This is a genomic window from Brevibacillus sp. HB2.2 (assembly GCF_013284275.1).
GTDB lineage: Bacteria > Bacillota > Bacilli > Brevibacillales > Brevibacillaceae > Brevibacillus > Brevibacillus brevis_D.
On sequence record NZ_JABSUV010000027.1, the window covers coordinates 46,085 to 62,829 of the forward strand.

General features: G+C 49.3%; 16 protein-coding genes. 10 read left to right on the forward strand and 6 right to left on the reverse strand.

Going from position 1 to position 16,745, the window contains the following annotated elements; translation table 11 throughout:
• Positions 1–54: 54 nt before the first annotated feature.
• Together HP401_RS30935 and HP401_RS30940 are read right to left on the reverse strand one after the other, a co-directional pair.
• Positions 55–684 carry an HXXEE domain-containing protein gene (locus tag HP401_RS30935; RefSeq protein WP_173606202.1) on the reverse strand — a complete coding sequence of 210 codons (630 nt, stop codon included), beginning with the start codon at positions 682–684 and terminating at the stop codon, positions 55–57.
• Positions 685–703: 19 nt separating this feature from the next.
• On the reverse strand, positions 704–1,294 hold the full coding sequence (locus HP401_RS30940; RefSeq protein ID WP_173606203.1) for a TetR/AcrR family transcriptional regulator: 591 nt from the start codon (positions 1,292–1,294) through the stop codon (positions 704–706).
• 199 nt (positions 1,295–1,493) lie between these two features.
• Between HP401_RS30940 and ytaF the strand changes: the two genes are divergently transcribed.
• The 9 genes from ytaF (at position 1,494) to HP401_RS30985 (ending at position 11,313) form a co-directional block, all read left to right on the forward strand.
• The gene (gene ytaF / locus HP401_RS30945; RefSeq protein ID WP_173606204.1) at positions 1,494–2,186 is read left to right on the forward strand and encodes a sporulation membrane protein YtaF; all 693 of its coding nucleotides are present in this window, start codon (positions 1,494–1,496) and stop codon (positions 2,184–2,186) included.
• 107 nt (positions 2,187–2,293) lie between these two features.
• Positions 2,294–5,098 (forward strand): calcium-translocating P-type ATPase, SERCA-type, encoded by a 2,805-nt coding sequence (locus HP401_RS30950; protein WP_173606205.1) that lies wholly within the window; start codon positions 2,294–2,296, stop codon positions 5,096–5,098.
• A gap of 30 nt (positions 5,099–5,128) precedes the next feature.
• The gene (gene yunB, locus HP401_RS30955; protein WP_173606206.1) at positions 5,129–5,845 is read left to right on the forward strand and encodes a sporulation protein YunB; all 717 of its coding nucleotides are present in this window, start codon (positions 5,129–5,131) and stop codon (positions 5,843–5,845) included.
• A gap of 126 nt (positions 5,846–5,971) precedes the next feature.
• Positions 5,972–6,946 (forward strand): copper amine oxidase N-terminal domain-containing protein, encoded by a 975-nt coding sequence (locus HP401_RS30960; RefSeq protein ID WP_173606207.1) that lies wholly within the window; start codon positions 5,972–5,974, stop codon positions 6,944–6,946.
• Positions 6,947–7,066: 120 nt separating this feature from the next.
• A complete protein-coding gene (locus HP401_RS30965; protein WP_026133877.1) occupies positions 7,067–8,140 on the forward strand; it encodes a PAS domain-containing sensor histidine kinase in 1,074 nt (357 codons plus the stop codon).
• Complete coding sequence (locus tag HP401_RS30970; RefSeq protein ID WP_012684149.1) at positions 8,112–8,768, forward strand: response regulator transcription factor; 657 nt, start codon at positions 8,112–8,114, stop codon at positions 8,766–8,768. The genes HP401_RS30965 and HP401_RS30970 overlap by 29 nt, the downstream gene beginning before the upstream one ends.
• 197 nt (positions 8,769–8,965) lie before the next feature.
• Positions 8,966–9,133, forward strand: coding sequence for a cytochrome c oxidase subunit 2A (locus HP401_RS30975; protein ID WP_087345710.1), 168 nt, complete (start codon positions 8,966–8,968; stop codon positions 9,131–9,133).
• Between the two features lie 23 nt (positions 9,134–9,156).
• Positions 9,157–9,624, forward strand: a complete 468-nt coding sequence (locus tag HP401_RS30980) for a cytochrome c oxidase subunit II (protein ID WP_173606208.1) — start codon at positions 9,157–9,159, stop codon at positions 9,622–9,624.
• Between the two features lie 15 nt (positions 9,625–9,639).
• Positions 9,640–11,313, forward strand: coding sequence for a b(o/a)3-type cytochrome-c oxidase subunit 1 (locus tag HP401_RS30985; RefSeq protein ID WP_012684152.1), 1,674 nt, complete (start codon positions 9,640–9,642; stop codon positions 11,311–11,313).
• A gap of 222 nt (positions 11,314–11,535) precedes the next feature.
• On the opposite strand, the gene HP401_RS30990 is transcribed toward HP401_RS30985, so the two are convergent.
• The gene (locus HP401_RS30990) at positions 11,536–12,291 is read right to left on the reverse strand and encodes an SDR family NAD(P)-dependent oxidoreductase (protein ID WP_173606209.1); all 756 of its coding nucleotides are present in this window, start codon (positions 12,289–12,291) and stop codon (positions 11,536–11,538) included.
• Positions 12,292–12,418: 127 nt separating this feature from the next.
• Between HP401_RS30990 and HP401_RS30995 the strand changes: the two genes are divergently transcribed.
• Positions 12,419–13,051 (forward strand): nitroreductase family protein, encoded by a 633-nt coding sequence (locus HP401_RS30995; RefSeq protein WP_173606210.1) that lies wholly within the window; start codon positions 12,419–12,421, stop codon positions 13,049–13,051.
• A gap of 106 nt (positions 13,052–13,157) precedes the next feature.
• Here the strand turns inward: HP401_RS30995 and HP401_RS31000 are convergent, their stop codons facing one another.
• The 3 genes from HP401_RS31000 to HP401_RS31010 are packed head-to-tail and all read right to left on the reverse strand — an operon-like array spanning position 13,158 to position 16,648.
• Positions 13,158–14,552: a sensor histidine kinase gene (locus HP401_RS31000; RefSeq protein WP_041749213.1), complete on the reverse strand. Its 1,395-nt coding sequence runs from the start codon at positions 14,550–14,552 to the stop codon at positions 13,158–13,160.
• Positions 14,539–15,246: a response regulator transcription factor gene (locus HP401_RS31005; protein ID WP_016738814.1), complete on the reverse strand. Its 708-nt coding sequence runs from the start codon at positions 15,244–15,246 to the stop codon at positions 14,539–14,541. Before HP401_RS31005 ends, HP401_RS31000 begins: the two co-directional genes overlap by 14 nt.
• A gap of 37 nt (positions 15,247–15,283) precedes the next feature.
• On the reverse strand, positions 15,284–16,648 hold the full coding sequence (locus tag HP401_RS31010) for a VCBS repeat-containing protein (protein ID WP_173606211.1): 1,365 nt from the start codon (positions 16,646–16,648) through the stop codon (positions 15,284–15,286).
• Positions 16,649–16,745: the final 97 nt, after the last annotated feature.

Here is a 16,745-nt window from a genome sequence, read left to right on the forward strand (position 1 = left end):
AGAAAAGGAAGAGGCCGACAGTGGCCTCTTCTTTTTCTTTTCAGGAGCTGGTTTTTATGATTTGTGTACGTAAGGCCCCAACTGTTGACGAGTAAAGGTATAACGGGAATTTTCGTTCTTTAGCCACATATTCCCCTTCACAATGAGAATGTACACAGCAACGATGAAGTAGCTCGTCCCAATGATCCAGTCTGATGTCGTTACCATGCCAGTGGAGATGATATGCCGGATATACCATACCCCGATCGGAATGTGGAAAAGGATAACGGCGAACAAGCCCGGATTGTAGAGCGTTTTCGCTTTTATATTCGCAAAAATTCCATGCCAGATAAACTGGAAGAAGCCCATGAGAATCGGTGCCAAACCGAGCCAGATGACCGTCGGGAACAAGAGGGGGACCAGATAAAAAACATAGGCAATGACCAGGTTGATGATCATCGCAGATTGTGGATTCAACGGGTATCGCTCTGGATGGCTGCTTTTGAAAATCAAACCATTAAACAGTCCGGCAAAATATCCGGGCCAACGATACTCTTCATACTGATGAACAAGAATGGCGATGAAGCTCAGCCACAACAGCCGCTCAATAGCAGGAATGGTGCCCCATTGCAGCATGACTTGCAGACCAACACCTATTGCCACCAACAACCCGAGGTCAGGCCAATATTTTCGCAAAAAGCCCATTTGTCTCTCCCCCTATTTCCTATTTTTCATGAAAATAGCGTCCGAATAACAAATCAATCTGTTGGTCTACCGAAGCGACCTCGATGCCAGCGCCTGTAGACAATATCGATTTGAGCAAGGCAGGAAGAAATATCGCTCCAAACAACTGCATGATCATCATCATGAGAACCTCATGGTTTTCTTCGTGGGTAATTTCCTTCAAAACTCCCGCAATCTTCACAAACCCGATGCTTTTGAGAAATTGACCGTATTCATATTGAGAGGTAAATACAGCGCCACCAAGTGAGAAGATTCGGGAAACCAGCTCGGGATATTGCTGGATGATCTGCACGTAGCTCATTAAAAACTGCTTGAGTCGTTCTTGGGGAAGCAGTGAGGTGTTATCCAAGATATCAAATGTAGGTGTAAAGCTTCCTAGAAAGGCACTGAGGGCTTCATTGATGAGCCTATCCTTGGAACCGAAATAGTAGTTAACCAAAGCTACGTTTGTACCGGAATCCGCTGCGATTTTCCGCACTGTCACACTCTCGAAGCCTTCCATCTTGATTAAAGCAAGTGTCGATTGCAAAATTTTCGCTTTCGTTTCGCTGTTTTTATCTGCCTGTGACATGACCAACCTCCTTTTTATTGAAAGTAAGAGTGTTTTGTTAAATAATGTTTTAAACGTTGTTTAATTTAATAGTAACAGTTCCCAAGTGGTATGGCAATATTCGTTTTCAACATTCGTAGTCAAACCTTATTCGTTTCTTGGCACATCAGCGGAGCTTTTCGCGTATACCTAATAGGCAATGGGAAAGAGGTGACCACATATGAGCGGATGGCTCGCACTCCTGCTCGTTTCCCTGGCCATCAGCATGGACAGTGTCAGTGTAGGATTGACGTATGGTTTACGGAACATGAGAATGCCCTTTTTGTCGCTCGTTGTCGTTTCTGGTTGTTCGTTTGCTGTTGTATATGGTGTCATGCTCGTAGGCTCATCCCTCACCGAATGGTTAACACCCGATATTGGCAAGTATATTGGTGCCGCGGTCTTGATCCTCATGGGCTTGTTTACTCTGTGGCGGCTGATTGCGACAAGGTCAGGGACAGAGGTTCAGGAGTCTACTGCTGCGAGCAACAACGCCGTTATAGCCGAAGAAAAACAGGAAGAGCAGGAACCCATCGTATTATTGTCGCAGTTCCGCATTTTTGGTGTGATGATCCAGATTTTAAAAGATCCGTCCAAAGCCGATACTGACCGTTCTGGGCATATTATGGGCTGGGAGGCCGTCATGTTGGGGCTTGCTCTGTCTTTGGATGCTTTCGGCGCAGGCATCAGCCTTACGTTTTTGGGATACTCGCCACTGCTTGTCGCTCTCTGTATCGCAGTGATGAGTGCCTTGCTTCTTGTGGTAGGAATTGCTCTCGGCAGCCGTGCAGGAAAAGCCAGCTGGCTGACGCGGCTCACCTGGCTGCCGCCGATTTTGTTGATTTGCATTGGTGTAGCCAAAAGTTTGAAATAACCGACAAACTAACACGGACCCGTCCAGATAAATGGACGGGTTGTTTTATTTTCTAGCTCGTCTGCATACACATGAAAATGAGTGAGATGTGGATGGAGGAGATGTAGGTGGATACACAGCCAATTCGAAAATGGTACACGCTGGCGGCGGCCGACGTGACCGAAGCCCTTCATAGTGATGCTGCGCAAGGGTTGACTCAGCAGGAGGCGGAGCGGCGACTGGCTAAACAAGGTGCCAACCAGTTGGCTGAACAAAAGCGAAAGCCTCTCTACTCGGTCTTTGTTGATCAGTTCAAGGATTTTATGGTGCTCATCCTGTTCATTGCAACATTGATCTCGTACTTCCTCGGAGAGTACCTGGATGCGATTGCGATTATTGCGATCATCCTCATTAACGGCATCCTCGGCTTTATTCAGGAGGCCAAGGCTGAGCGATCCTTGCAAGCGCTAAAGGAGCTGGCATCCCCGATGGCGCGTGTCATCCGAGGTGGTAACATTTCCATGATACCGGCTTCGCGGCTGGTACCTGGTGACCTGGTGCAATTGGAGGCCGGGGATCGTGTTCCCGCAGATTTGCGTTTGCTTTCGGCCAATCGGCTAGAGGTAGAGGAGTCTGCATTGACAGGAGAGTCTGTTCCCGTCGGAAAAAACGTGAAAAGACTGGAGACAGCCCAGGCCTCCACTGTACCGCTTGGCGACCAAAAAAATCTCGCGTTCATGGGTACGATGGTGACCGGAGGAACAGGGAGCGGTATCGTCGTAGCGACAGGGATGAGCACAGAAATTGGGAAAATCGCGCACTTGATGAATACAGCGGAAGAAGCAGAAACGCCTTTGCAGCTGCGCTTGGAGCAAATGGGCAAGATTCTTGTGGTCGTCGCACTGCTGTTGACGATTGTGGTCATTGCTGCTGGTGTCTGGCATGGTCATGAGCTGTTTACGATGTTCCTCGCCGGGGTGAGTCTCGCAGTTGCGGCGATTCCGGAAGGCTTGCCGGCGATTGTGACTGTCGCGCTAGCGCTTGGCGTCCAAAGGATGATCCGCCGCAATGCGATCGTACGCAAGCTGCCATCAGTCGAGACGTTGGGCTGCGCCTCTGTTATTTGCTCCGACAAAACAGGGACCCTGACTCAAAATAAAATGACCGTTACCGAAGTGTGGCACAGCGATTCCACGTATGAGGTGAGCGGTAGCGGCTACGCACCAGAGGGAGCCTTTCACTACCTGGGGAAAATGGTATCTCCCGCCCGTGACGGGGCTCTCACGCAAATGATCCGAATCGCAGACCGATGCAACAATGCCCGTTTGACATGCGAGGAGCAAAGCACGCGCAATTTGCTTGGAATGGGCAAGGCATCACGCTTTTGGCAAGTCATAGGCGACCCGACTGAAGGTGCTCTCAAGGTGCTTGCCGCGAAGGCATTGGGCGGTAATACAGAGCGTACCACCCCAAAGAATCAGGGACAGCGTGTGGAGGAGCTCCCCTTTGATTCTGACCGCAAAATGATGTCCGTCGTCGAAAAGGGGACGGACGGTGTGTATTCCCTGCTGACCAAAGGCGCGGCAGAGGCATTGCTGGCGAGATCGACACATATTTTGTGGAAGGGTGAGCTCATTCCACTCTCCGCAACGCTTCGTCACCAGGTACTGGAGCAAACGGAACACATGGCGGGCAAAGCGTTGCGCGTACTAGGCTTCGCCTATAAGACACTGCAAGGCTATCGCCCGGGACAGCCGATTGGCTCTCTGGAAAACAATCTTGTCTTTGTCGGATTGGCCGGGATGATCGATCCACCGCGTGAAGAGGTGCGTCCAGCGATCGATCTTTGCCATCAAGCAGGGATCAAGACAGTCATGATTACAGGCGACCATAAGGTGACAGCAGAAGCAATCGCCCGTCAGATTGGTTTGATGCGTGGCTACGGAGAAGTATTGGAGGGGCGGGAGCTGGATGGCATGTCAGATGAGCAACTCGCAGAGTATGCGGAGCGAGTGACTGTCTATGCCCGTGTGTCTCCTGAGCACAAGCTTCGGATCGTCCGTGCCCTGCAAAGCCAAGGACATGTTGTCGCCATGACCGGGGACGGTGTCAATGATGCTCCTGCGATTAAGACCTCAGACATTGGGATCGCGATGGGGATTACCGGTACGGATGTGACGAAGGAAGCGGCCGATCTCGTGCTGCGCGATGATAACTTCGCCACGATTGTAGCAGCCGTCGAGGAAGGGCGTAACATCTATGACAACATCCGAAAATTCATCCGTTATTTGCTGGCGTCCAACGTGGGCGAGATTCTCGTCATGTTTTTTGCAATGCTCCTCGGGCTTCCTTTGCCTTTGGTGCCGATCCAGATCTTGTGGGTCAATCTCGTGACGGATGGTTTACCGGCCATGGCGCTGGGCATCGATCAGGCGGAAAAAGATACGATGTATCAGAAGCCGCGCAACAAGGCAGAGAACATATTCAGCCGAGGGTTGGGCTGGAAAATTATTAGCCGTGGCTTTCTCATCGGGGCCATGACGCTGCTCGCGTTCTGGCTGACTCTCAAAGAGAATCCGAATGACTTGGTGCATGCCCAAACGGTCGCTTTCGTCACGTTGGTGATGGCGCAGCTGATTCACGTTTTCGATTGCCGGAGTCAATACAGTGTTTTTCACCGCAATGTATTTGAAAACAAATACCTCGTTTGGGCCGTACTTTCGTCGATCGTGCTCGTGATCGGTGTCGTATACATGGAGGCACTCCAGCCGATCTTCAAAACAACGGATCTGAATCTGCGCGATTGGGCATTAATTTTAGTCACGGCGGGAGTTCCTACGTTTGTCGCGGGAATCGGTGGGGTGCTTACCGGTGGCAGACAGCGCACAAGCAAAGAAAAAAGCCCAGCTATGCGTACGGTTCGTCCTGACTAACCGAGCCGCCAAAGGGGAGAGGGGGCCATCGTGCGTGTGAGAAGGGGAGGATGGAAAAGACGCAGAAGGAGAATTTTTGCTGGGATCCTGCTAATCTTTGTAGTATTGATTGTTTTGTTTATCGTTGTGGAACGCAGGGTGGAGCCGACGTTGATGCTGATTGCCCAGGCCAAGGCAGAGCAGGTCGCCAAGCTCGCGATTACCGATGCAGTCACCAAACGCATGACCCAGCAGGGTGTCGACGTCAACGAAGTAGTCATCATGGAGAAAGACGAGAGTGGTAGCATCAAAGCGGTGAATTTTAATTTCAAAGAGTATTCCCGGATTGTGGGGGAAACGACTGCCCGTATTCAAAATCGCTTGAAGGAATTCGAGCAGGAGCACGTCCAGACAACCATACCACTAGGCTTGGCTACCAAAAACGTCTTTCTGGAGCACATTGGGCCTGATATTCCGGTGTCGTTCGTTCCGATTGGCGCCGTCAAAACGAAGCTGGAAACAGGCCTGAAGCAAGCCGGGATCAATATGGTGCTGGTGACTGTCTACATTCACGTCGAAGTCGATTTGCGGGTCATTATCCCGTTTGCGACCAAGCAACAGACGGTCACTACACAAATCCCAGTCTCCGAAGCCCTGATTGTCGGCAAGGTACCGACTTATTTGTACGACAATCCATCAGGCAAGCCCGATGTACCGATGCCGCGAACGGACCAAGTCCCAAGCAACCCGATCCCAAGCCAGCCGTGATGTTTTTCGCTTATACATGAAGGATTTACGCATCTATGAAAAATTTGTTGAAACGTTTCTGAAAGGGTGCCGTCCAATGAATAGAGACACACAAAAACAAACAAGCACATTGGAGGCATAAACAATATGAAAAGATTCCGTACAGGTATGATGACAATCGCGGCACTGGCCGCTTTGGGAACTAGCGTGGTATCCGCAACCTCCGAACCAGTAAAAGAGCTTTCTGTTAACATAAACGGTCAGGCAATCGCACAGGATGCGATCTTCGATAAAGGTCAACAAACCGTACTGGTTCCACTTCGTCCTGTTGCTGAAGCTCTTGGTTTCAAAGTAAGCTGGAACGACAAGGAAAAAGCAGCAGAAGTGCAAAGAGGCGCGATTACCAGCTACGCAAAAGAAGGAGAGGATCGCTATCCTTTCGCAAAAATGTACAAAACGCTGGGAGCAGAGCCTCGCGTACTGAATGGCAGCACCTATGTGCCAGTTAAATTCGTAGACGAAATCCTGCAAGCAGACGTGAATGTAACCGATGATACAGTGACTGTAGTGGAGGACGAAATCGCTCCTATGCGTACGGGTACCATTACGAACATCAACAAATCCGATAAAGGCTACTCGGTTACATTGAACATCTATGAGTCTGGCATCATCCTGCACCTGACAGCAGACACCAAAATTACGGATGAAGCTGGTAAAGTACTGAAGCCAGAAGACTTGAAGCTGGGTATGGCCGTAGATGCTACGACCGAGAAATTCATGGCAATGAGCTTGCCGCCACAAACGAGTGCGCTCAGCATTACGGTAAAAGGCGGCTTGGAGACTCAGGACATCCTGGGAACAGCGGGAAAAGTAGCGAGCATCTCTGCTGACAAAGATGGCAACTACAAAATGCTCGTAGAGGGTCGCGGTATTACCGGAACCTCCCAAGAAAAAATCAACCTGAACATTACCGAAAAAACGGTGATCATCAATGCGCGAGACAACAAGGTACTCTCGCCAGCTGAGCTGAAAGAGGATATGCAAGTAGTTGCCTTCTACGGCCCAATGATGACGAAGAGCCTGCCTCCTATCGGCACCGCTGAAAAAATCGTAGTAGAGTAAGAGAAAGCACGGGATGGCATTTGCTGTCCCGTTTTCTTATGTTCAGGGAATTCCCTGATACACTTTCTTTTATGGAAACTTTACAATAACGTTAGGATGATTGTCTCAAAAGGAGGAGCCATGGGTACGTCGAGTGAAGTGCTTTCCCTGATGCAGTCCATCTTTGCCAACGTCAGCGATGCGATCCTGGTGATTGATCAGGAGGGACGAATCGTAAAAGCCAATGCTGCGTTGGAGCAGATGACGGGCTGGACAGAAGAAGAGCTAATTCGAGATAAACATATTTGCGAGCTGTGTCTCGGAATGGCAACGTGTATGGAAGAAACGAGCTGCGCGGATTGCTTTTTTAAGCGCGTGCAAATGCCTTCATTCGAAATGAGGCTCCGAACGAAATCGGGTGTGGATTACCCTGTCGCTGCAAGCTCAGCGAGATTAGAGGATGAATCGCAGGGGAAGCTGGTCATGATTTTGCGTGATATGTCTGCGCAACAGCGAGTGGAAAAAGAGCGCTACCAGTACAAGCTGACGAATTTTGCGATCCAAGCACAAGAAGAAGAGCGAAAGCGCATCGCCCGGGAGCTGCATGATGGCGTAGGGCAGGCGCTTTATAGTATTTTAGTGGGATTAAACGTAGTCAGGCAACGAGAATTGAGCGAGCCGGTTATGCAGCATGTCGCGGAATTGGTGAATATGACTTCCAAGGCGATGGAGGAAGTGAAGCGTATGGCACTGGAGCTGCGTCCATCTGCACTGGATGATCTCGGTTTACTGCCTGCCTTACGTTCGTTGATGAAACGGGTGGAAAAGACGTTTCACATCCAGGTGGAGCTGCATGTTCAGGGGGAAAAACGCAGATACTCTGCTGCGATGGAAACAGCACTGTACCGGATTGTACAGGAAGCTATGACTAATACGGCAAAATACGCAAAGGCGAGCCATCTAGGAATCATGTTCGAGAATAGGGAGAAGGAAATTGTCGTCACGATTGTGGATGACGGCGTAGGATTTGAAGTAGAGAAAACATTGAAAATCGGCAAAGGTCTCGGTGTGTTTGGCATGAAGGAGCGTGCCCAGCTGCTTGGTGGTACCGTTGATATTCGCTCCGCACCCGAGGAAGGAACGACGGTGATCGTCCGAATTCCGGTGCCGAAGGAGGGGGTAGAGGATGAGCATTCGTGTCTTGATCGCCGATGATCATGCGATTGTACGCTCTGGGCTGGGGATGCTGATCAACGCTCAGGAGGACATGGAAGTCGTCGGATATGCGGCTGACGGAAAAGAGGCATGTGAAAAAGCATGGGAGGTCCGGCCCAACGTCGTCCTGATGGATTTGAGCATGCCGCCTGGGGAAAACGGCTTGACGGCAACGGCCAGACTGAAGGAAACGGCACCAGACATTCAGGTGCTCGTGCTTACGATGCATGATGACGAGGAATACTTGTTTCGGGTACTGCAAGCTGGTGCTGCCGGCTATATTTTAAAAAGCGCCCCTGACCTCGATTTGATCACGGCGATCCGCTCGGTCAATCAGGGCATGGCGTATTTGTATCCATCTGCGACGAAATCTCTAATCGAGGAATTTCTTCAAATGGTCAAGAACGGTGAAGAGCAGGCCAAGTACGACATCCTGACTGATCGGGAAAAAGAAGTGCTGGTCTTGATCGCAAAGGGCTTTAGCAACAAGGAAATTGCCGAACAGCTCACTGTTTCCGTCAAGACGGTAGAATCGCATAAAGCGCATATTATGGAAAAGCTCCACCTGCGTACGAGGCCTGATTTGGTGCGGTATGCGATAAAGAAGGGCTGGCTGGATTTTGAGTAAGGACGATCCCAATACGGGGTCGTCTTTTTTTGTGTCGAACCTGTGACCAAAAATGGTCATAAAAAGGTCGAAATCAGGGGTTTCCCGGAACATTTTAGGGGATTTCCCCGAATTACTTCCAAGGGGTTCCAGCGGTAGAATGAAGGCGTGAAAACTACACCGCGCCCATGAGGCACGTAGGAAAGGAGAAGAGCGCGATGGAGACGCAAGTTGACAAGGCGGAGAAAGGCAAGAAATCAAAGTCCAGCAAGCTGCAAACGGACCAGGAAGACTTGAAGGGAACGTTTGTCGCGGTTCTGATCGTCGGAGGTATCATTCTAGTCGGTTGGTTGGGTGTATTTGGGCTTTTCCTGGATAGGGCGTAATAAGGAAGTAAAGGAGGGTACTTATGCATTTGCATCGATATGAAAAAATCTGGTTGATGCTTGGCGCAGGCGGTTTGGCCTTATTTATTGTATTGTTGTGCGTCAATGCGTTTGCCATGGGGATGGCTCCGCCAAGTAATATGGAAATGATTGATCCGGAGAAGGTTACGGAGACGCCTCCTTTTGATAAACCAGGCTTGAAACAGGTAGGAGACAACGAATACGACGCTTACATGACAGCATTTGCTTTCGGCTTCTCTCCGACCAAGATGGAAATACCAATTGGCGCAACGGTGAATTTCCACGTCACAAGTCCAGACGTTATTCACGGATTCCAGATTCCAGAGACCAACATTAACTTCATGGTTCTGCCTGGACACATCAGCTCGGCGACACACACGTTTGACAAGCCAGGTGAGTATTTGATCCTTTGTAACGAATACTGTGGCGCAGGTCATCAGGTAATGGCGACCACAATTATTGTGAAATAAAGGTAGGTGAATCCTATGGTAATCGCACGGAAGGTCGAAGATACACTCCCCCATGTCCCGGTTCAGCGTTCTGCGGCAAGGCTTAGTTTGGCCTATGTGTGGGTAGCTTATATTGCATTCGGTTTGGCAGCTGTGGCTGGGATGGTACAGGGAATGGTTCGCGGTGGAATCATGGAACTACCGAGCTGGACAAATTACTATCAAATTTTGACCGCTCATGGCGTGTTGATGGCACTTATTTTTACCACGTACTTCATCGTCGGATTTATTTTCTCAGGAGTCGCCCGCACGACAGGTGGTTCCTTGCACGGAGCCGCCCTGAAATTTGGATGGGCCGGCTGGATTCTCATGACGCTAGGGACGTTGATGGCTGTTGTCACCATTCTGTTGAATGAAGCCTCTGTCCTTTATACGTTCTACGCACCACTGAAAGCATCTCCGTACTTTTACATTGGTTCTGCCTTGCTCGTAGTAGGCAGCTGGCTAGCGGGATTCGGGGTTTTTGCCAGCTATCGCAAATGGAAACGCGAAAATAAAGGGAAAACGTCTCCACTGTTCCTCTACATGGGAGTCACAACTTACATTCTGTGGATTACTGCGACAATTCCAGTAGCGGTGGAGGTTCTGTTCCAACTCATCCCGTGGTCACTCGGGTTGGTTCCTACGATTAATATCATGCTCAGCCGTACGCTGTTCTGGTTTTTCGGTCATCCACTCGTTTATTTCTGGCTATTACCTGCTTATATGGCTTGGTATGTATGTTTACCAAGAATCATTGGCGGTCACATCTTCAGTGATTCGCTCAGTCGACTCGCTTTTATCTGCCTGCTGTTGTTCTCAATTCCTGTCGGGTTCCACCACCAATTGATGGAGCCGGGAATCTCACCGGCATGGAAAATGATCCACGTGACACTGACGCTGATTGTTGTAATCCCGTCTTTGATGACAGCATTTTCGATGTTTGCTATTTTTGAAACAACTGGACGTAAAAAAGGCGGAGTTGGACTTTTTGGTTGGTTCAAAAAACTGCCTTGGACAGACGTACGTTTCTTTGCTCCATTTGTAGGAATGCTGTTCTTCATTCCTGGCGGAGCTGGGGGAATTATTAACGCAAGTAACCAGATTAACGCGGTCGTGCACAATACGATTTGGGTTACCGGTCACTTCCACATCACAGTAGGAGCAGCTGTTGCGCTCACCTTCTTCGGTGTCACCTTTTGGCTAATTCCAGCATTGACCGGAAGGCAGTTGACCAAGACTGCGAATCGGATGGGAATGGTGCAAACGGTTTTCTGGGCAGTAGGAATGTTCTTGATGTCGCTCGCTATGCACACGATGGGCTTGCAAGGGGCGCCACGCCGCACGGACTACACAACGTATATGGATCACCCGTTAGCTCTGGGCTGGATGGATTACCAGCGCTTGATGGCTTTCGGTGGAGGACTGTTGTTCGTATCTGCGATTCTCTTGATCCTGATCTTGCTGTATCTGACTTTCTACGCACCAAAAGGCAATACAGAATATCCGATTGCCGAGACAGAGACAACGCAAGAAGTTCCAAAAATTTTGGAACGCTGGCCAGTTTGGATCGGATTGGTCGCCTTCCTGATTATTCTCGCGTACGGTTATCCGATTTTGCAACAAATTCAGCACCAAGCACCAGGCTCACCGCCTTTTGTGACTTGGTAAGACGATACGTACGAAAAAGCCGCTCATTCCATTTGGAAGCGAGCGGCCCTTCTTTTTTAAAAAATCTCTAGCGCTGCCAATTCGGTAAAGGCAAGAATCAGATACCCGATTGCCAAAAGCCATAGGGCGAGAATTCTGAGGTCTTCCTCTTCAAATGGCATACAACTCCTCCTTTTTCTCTTGTTAGCACAACATATTCAAGAGGGAGGACATTGGTTTAGCTTATGGTTCGTATATCATCTTGCGGGTCATTCCGCCATCTATAATCAGCTCAGTACCCGTAATGAAATCGTTGTCCTTTTGTGTCAAAAATAGACATGCACGGGCAATATCGTCGGGTGTTCCTACGCGACCTACCGGATGCTGGGCATGATCACCGGGACGAAGAGCGGTATAATCGCGGTGCTCAATCCAGCCGGGAGAGATCGCGTTGACGCGAATCCCATCGGGGCCGAGTGAGACACCAAGCGCATGTGTTAAGGATAAAATGCCTCCTTTTGAAGCCGCGTATGCTTCCGAGTGTGGCTCAGACATGTGCGCCCGCGTCGAACAAAGATTAAGGATAGCCCCTCCACCATGGCGACGCATGATTTTGGCAGCTTCTCTCGATGCGAGAAAAACACTGCGCAAATTCGTGTTCAAGATATGGTCCCATGCTTCAACGGTCAGTTCATAGGGAGATTCCCATACAGACAAGCCCGCGTTGTTGATCAAGACATCGAGTCGCCCCCAGCGTTCATCGACGGTTCTCATCAATTGTTCGATCTGCGCTGGTACGCTGACGTCGATGTTCTCGAAGTGTGCAGTACCTTTCACTGCTTCTGTCGAGTTGATTAGCGATGCCGTTTCCTCTCCCGCAGCACGATTGTACTCGGCGATGACGACATGTGCTCCTTCGGCAGCATACATAGTGGCGACAGCCCGTCCGATGCCTTGGCCACCGCCAGTGACGATGACAATGTTATCCGTGTATTTCATCGAGAGTGCCTCCAAACAATAAAGTATGAAGCAAAATGTAAAAAGTAATTGCAAAATGTTTGTAACGATAATAAAGTAAGTAGTATCTTTTTAACAGCGTACTATACAGTATGGAGGAGATTCAATCATGAATACAGAACTGAAAATTACCGCTGAACAGGTAATGGAAGCCCGTCACAGCGTACGTAAATACGATCCGAATGGAAAAATTCCACAAGGCGAGCTGAACGAAATTCTGCGTCTTGCAGCAAGTGCGCCATCGGCTTGGAATTTGCAGCATTGGCGTTTTCTCGTCGTAACTGATCCTGCGATCAAAGAAAAACTGCTCCCAATTGCATACAACCAGCAGCAGGTAGTGGATGCTTACGCTACGATCATCATTCTCGGCGATTTGGAAGCTCACAAGTCTGCTCGTCCTGTTTATGACGAAGCATTGGCAAAAGGTTACGTTACAGAGCAAGTGCGGGAGAACATGATCGCACAAATCGAAGGGGCGTACAATAACAACCCGGAAATCGCGCGTGATGAAGCAATCCGTAATTCGTCCTATGCAGCGATGCAGCTCATGCTGGCGGCAAAAGCAAAAGGATACGACACGTGCCCAATGGGTGGATACAACCGTGATGCGCTCATTAAAGAGCTGAACATCCCATCCCGCTATTTGCCAACACTCATGCTGACTTTGGGGAAAGCAAGCGTGCAAGCTTATTCGACTTCCCGTTTCGGCTTGGATCAATTGGTTATTCAAAATAGCTTCTAATAGCGTGTTCCAACAGCAAAAAACTCATCCACGCCACATATATCAATGCGGCAAGGGTGAGTTTTTTTGTCATATCTTCTCCAGGAGAGCGATTCGCTCTTCCTGCTTATTGATTCGCCAACAACGGTAAATCCACCATAATCGATGTTCCTTGACCAAGGGCACTGCTGACCGAAAACCGCCCGGCATGGAGCTGAATGATCTCTTTGCAGATTGCCAATCCCAGACCACTGCCGGAGAGTTTGGAGCGTCCTTTGAAAAACTTTTCTGTGACATGCGGCAAGTCTTCCGGGTTAATGCCTTCGCCAGTATCCGTGACGGTGACAAGAAGCCTATCAGCTGACAAGGAAGCTGCGATAACGATCGAGCCATTTTGTGGCGTGAATTTTAACGCGTTGTCCAATAGATTCACAAATACTTGCTTCAGCCGATTCGGGTCTCCCATAACGATAAGTGGGGTGGGGGGAGTCTCCAGCTTCAACTCGATTTGTTTTGCATGGGCACGTACTGAAAATTGAAGATGCAAATCTTGGAGAAGCTCCCGGACATCCATGGGTACACGAGACAATTTCATCTCACCGGATTGAAACTTCGAGAAATCGAGCAATTCCTCGACGAGCCCGATCAAACGATCTGTCTCCTTGGAGATGACCTCCAGACCGAGCATCGTCTCCTCAGGTTCTTCCAAACCACCCGAAATGAGTGTTTCGCCCCACCCTTTAATCGACGTAAGTGGGGTACGCAGCTCATGGGAGACAGAGGAGATGAAGTCATTTTTCAGCTTTTCGTTTTTCCCGATCTCCGTTGCCATGTAATTGAAAGTATCCGCGAGAGTTCCTACCTCATCATCGAATCGTTTTGGAGCGCGGACAGAAAAATTTCCTTCTGCCATTTGTTTAGCCGCGTTGGTTAAATCTTCGATAGGGTCAACGATTCGTTTTGCCATGAGCAGGCTGAGTGCAAAAGCCAGGATGACTACGCCTGTCCCAACGCCAGCGCCGTACAGGGCAATGCGATTTACTGCTTGGTAGAGCGGTTCAGCAGAGATCGTGTACCGCAGAACACCTACAAATTCTCCGCTGTACGTAAGCGGGTTGGACACCGCGATGACGCGCTCCCGCGACTGTGGGCTTTTCCCAATGTAGAGACCACTTTGCCCCTTGAGGGCATCCATCACATCAGGGGTATTGATAATCTCGCTGGTCTGAAAGCCGTAGGAGTTGAGAATGACCTTTCCCCCTGGGTCCAAGACCTCAATTTTGGCGTATTCCTGATTCGAAACATTCTCCAAAATGTATCGTGCTTTGTCTTTTAACCGATAGCCAGTGGCGTACTTGTTAATAAAATTGGTGAAAGTCGTGCTGCGGGTCACTAATGCTTCGGTCGCAGTCCCGATGTAATACGTATGAACGGCCCAGTAAAACAGTCCCTCCAAAAGCAACACGATCAGAAGGAGGATCAGGCCGAAATGAAGAACCAGCCTACTCTTAATGCCTTTCATCTGGGACGTCCTTTCGCCACAGGTAGCCATACCCCCAGACTGTCTCCAGGAAAGCTGGATGAGCCGGATCGTCCTCGATTTTTTGCCGAATTCGGCGGATATTCACATCAACGATTTTTAAGTCCCCGACAAAAAATTGACCCCAAACCGCTGTCAAAATCTCGTCCCGACTGATGGCTTTGTTCGCATTTTCTGCGAGTAATTTGATGATGGCAAATTCTTTTGGCGTGAGGTCAATTTCTTGTTCCACCCGAATAAGCTTTCGTTCATCGAGCAATAGTCTGAAGGGGGCAATGTTAATTTCATTTTTGTCCTCGGCTTCAGGAATGGGTGTCAATCTGCGGTGCAACGCTTTGACACGGGCCAGCAGTTCCGCAGGGCTAAACGGCTTGGAGACGTAATCGTCCGCCCCGAATTCGAGACCCATGACTTTGTCCAGCTCCTGGCTTTTCGCCGTCAACATAATGATCCCGAGACGCGGATATTTTTTTCGTAGCTGCCCACATACTTCGAAGCCATCAATGCCGGGGAGCATGACGTCGAGAATTGCGATGACGATGTCCGTTTGTTGATCTGCGAGATCAAGTGCTTCTTCTCCGGTGCCAGCCTCGATCACCTCATAGCCCTCGCGCTTGAGATTGATGCGCACAAAATCCCGGATGGATTTCTCGTCTTCCAGTAATAGAACCTTCATTGGGCAAATCTCCTTGATAAGGATTTACTATTTCACTTTATTCCCGGTTCGTCATCGGTTTGTAGAGCTGACGAATCTCCTCCGCGGTAAGCTGCATGGATCGATATTCCGCGAGAGCAGCCTTTCCAAGGGTAGGGGTTGTTTGCGGTAAAATGGCGATCAAAACTTGTTTGCCCTCTTCCTTCAGCAAAATGTAGGGAACTTGCTTTTGCTTCAATCCGCTTTCAAATTTGATCCATTCGTTTTGTGGAATGCTTTGCAGCGTTAGTAATTCCGCCTTATTTTTCCCATTCGCACCGTAATATTGGAATCGGACTAGAAGTGGATTCGTATCATGGTTGATGGAGATGGTGTACTTTTCGCCCCATTTTGCCGGAATCTTGAGGTCAAAGCCCTGTGAGTAATTTTGATAATGATCCTCGATGTGTTTCAAGCCCGTTTTCCCGTCCCATTGGAAGTAGGAGGAGACCCAAGGGATTTCTGCCATGGCTAAATCCTCTGTCCCAGCGGGTTGAATCTTTGTGCCGATCTCGATGATGCCATCACCGTTGATATCTTCACTTTCCAAAGAATACGGCTTGAACGTCAGGTCCATCTCTCCTTCTATTTTTTCCAAAGGGTTGGACAGTTGTCCATTGTCCCAGAGGAGTAGTTCAGTGGAAGCAGAGTGAGCACCTAATCCAGCATCAATAAATAGTCCGTTTCGTGTTGGCGATGCTTTTCCGATGATAGCCTGATAGTAGCCATTCACATATCCGTCAAGGGCTAGCTCCGTCTTTTTGGCGATTGTGCCGTTCGTCGCCCCATACAGCTCGGCTTTGGATGTGAAGTTATTTTTATCGAGAACAACGAGAGCGAGATCCGCCTGACTATCTCCTGTCAAATCGCCTACGGCCATAATGGTATAGGGCTGCTTCATCAATTCCTGGGTCATATTATTCGCTAGCGAATAAACGGAGAGCTCCTTGTTCAAATCTTCGCCGCCGCCCATTCCAATCAGCATTTCCGGAATTTTGTCCCCTGTGAGATCTTGAAAGGAGACGTAATCCAGTTCACTGCCGACACCCGTAAAGGAGGAGAGCTTTTCCCAGTTTCCTTGCTTTTGGGTAAGCACAAGCACACCGATTTCATAATCGGTTTTTTCGGTTTTGTAAAAAGCGACGACCTCTGCAACCCCATCTCCGTTTAGATCCTGTAGGGAGACGGCACTGGCTTCTGCGGGATGAAGAGGAACAGATAATTGTGACCCAGCCGGCAAAAATTGCATGACGGCCTGATTGATCGATTTTTGATCGCCGTCTGCTGACGGGGCGCGCATCAATTCATTGGGTGTATCTGTGAGTCCGCAACCGCTAACAAGCGAGGCGCAGAGTGCTGTCGTTACGAGCCAAGCCTTTTTCATTTCAAATGTTCCTTTCTATTGCTGCATCCATTTGACTATATTGTAGCTTGCCCATCCCGCAAATTTGTTGCAAAACGGTAAAAAAACCCGTTTTTGA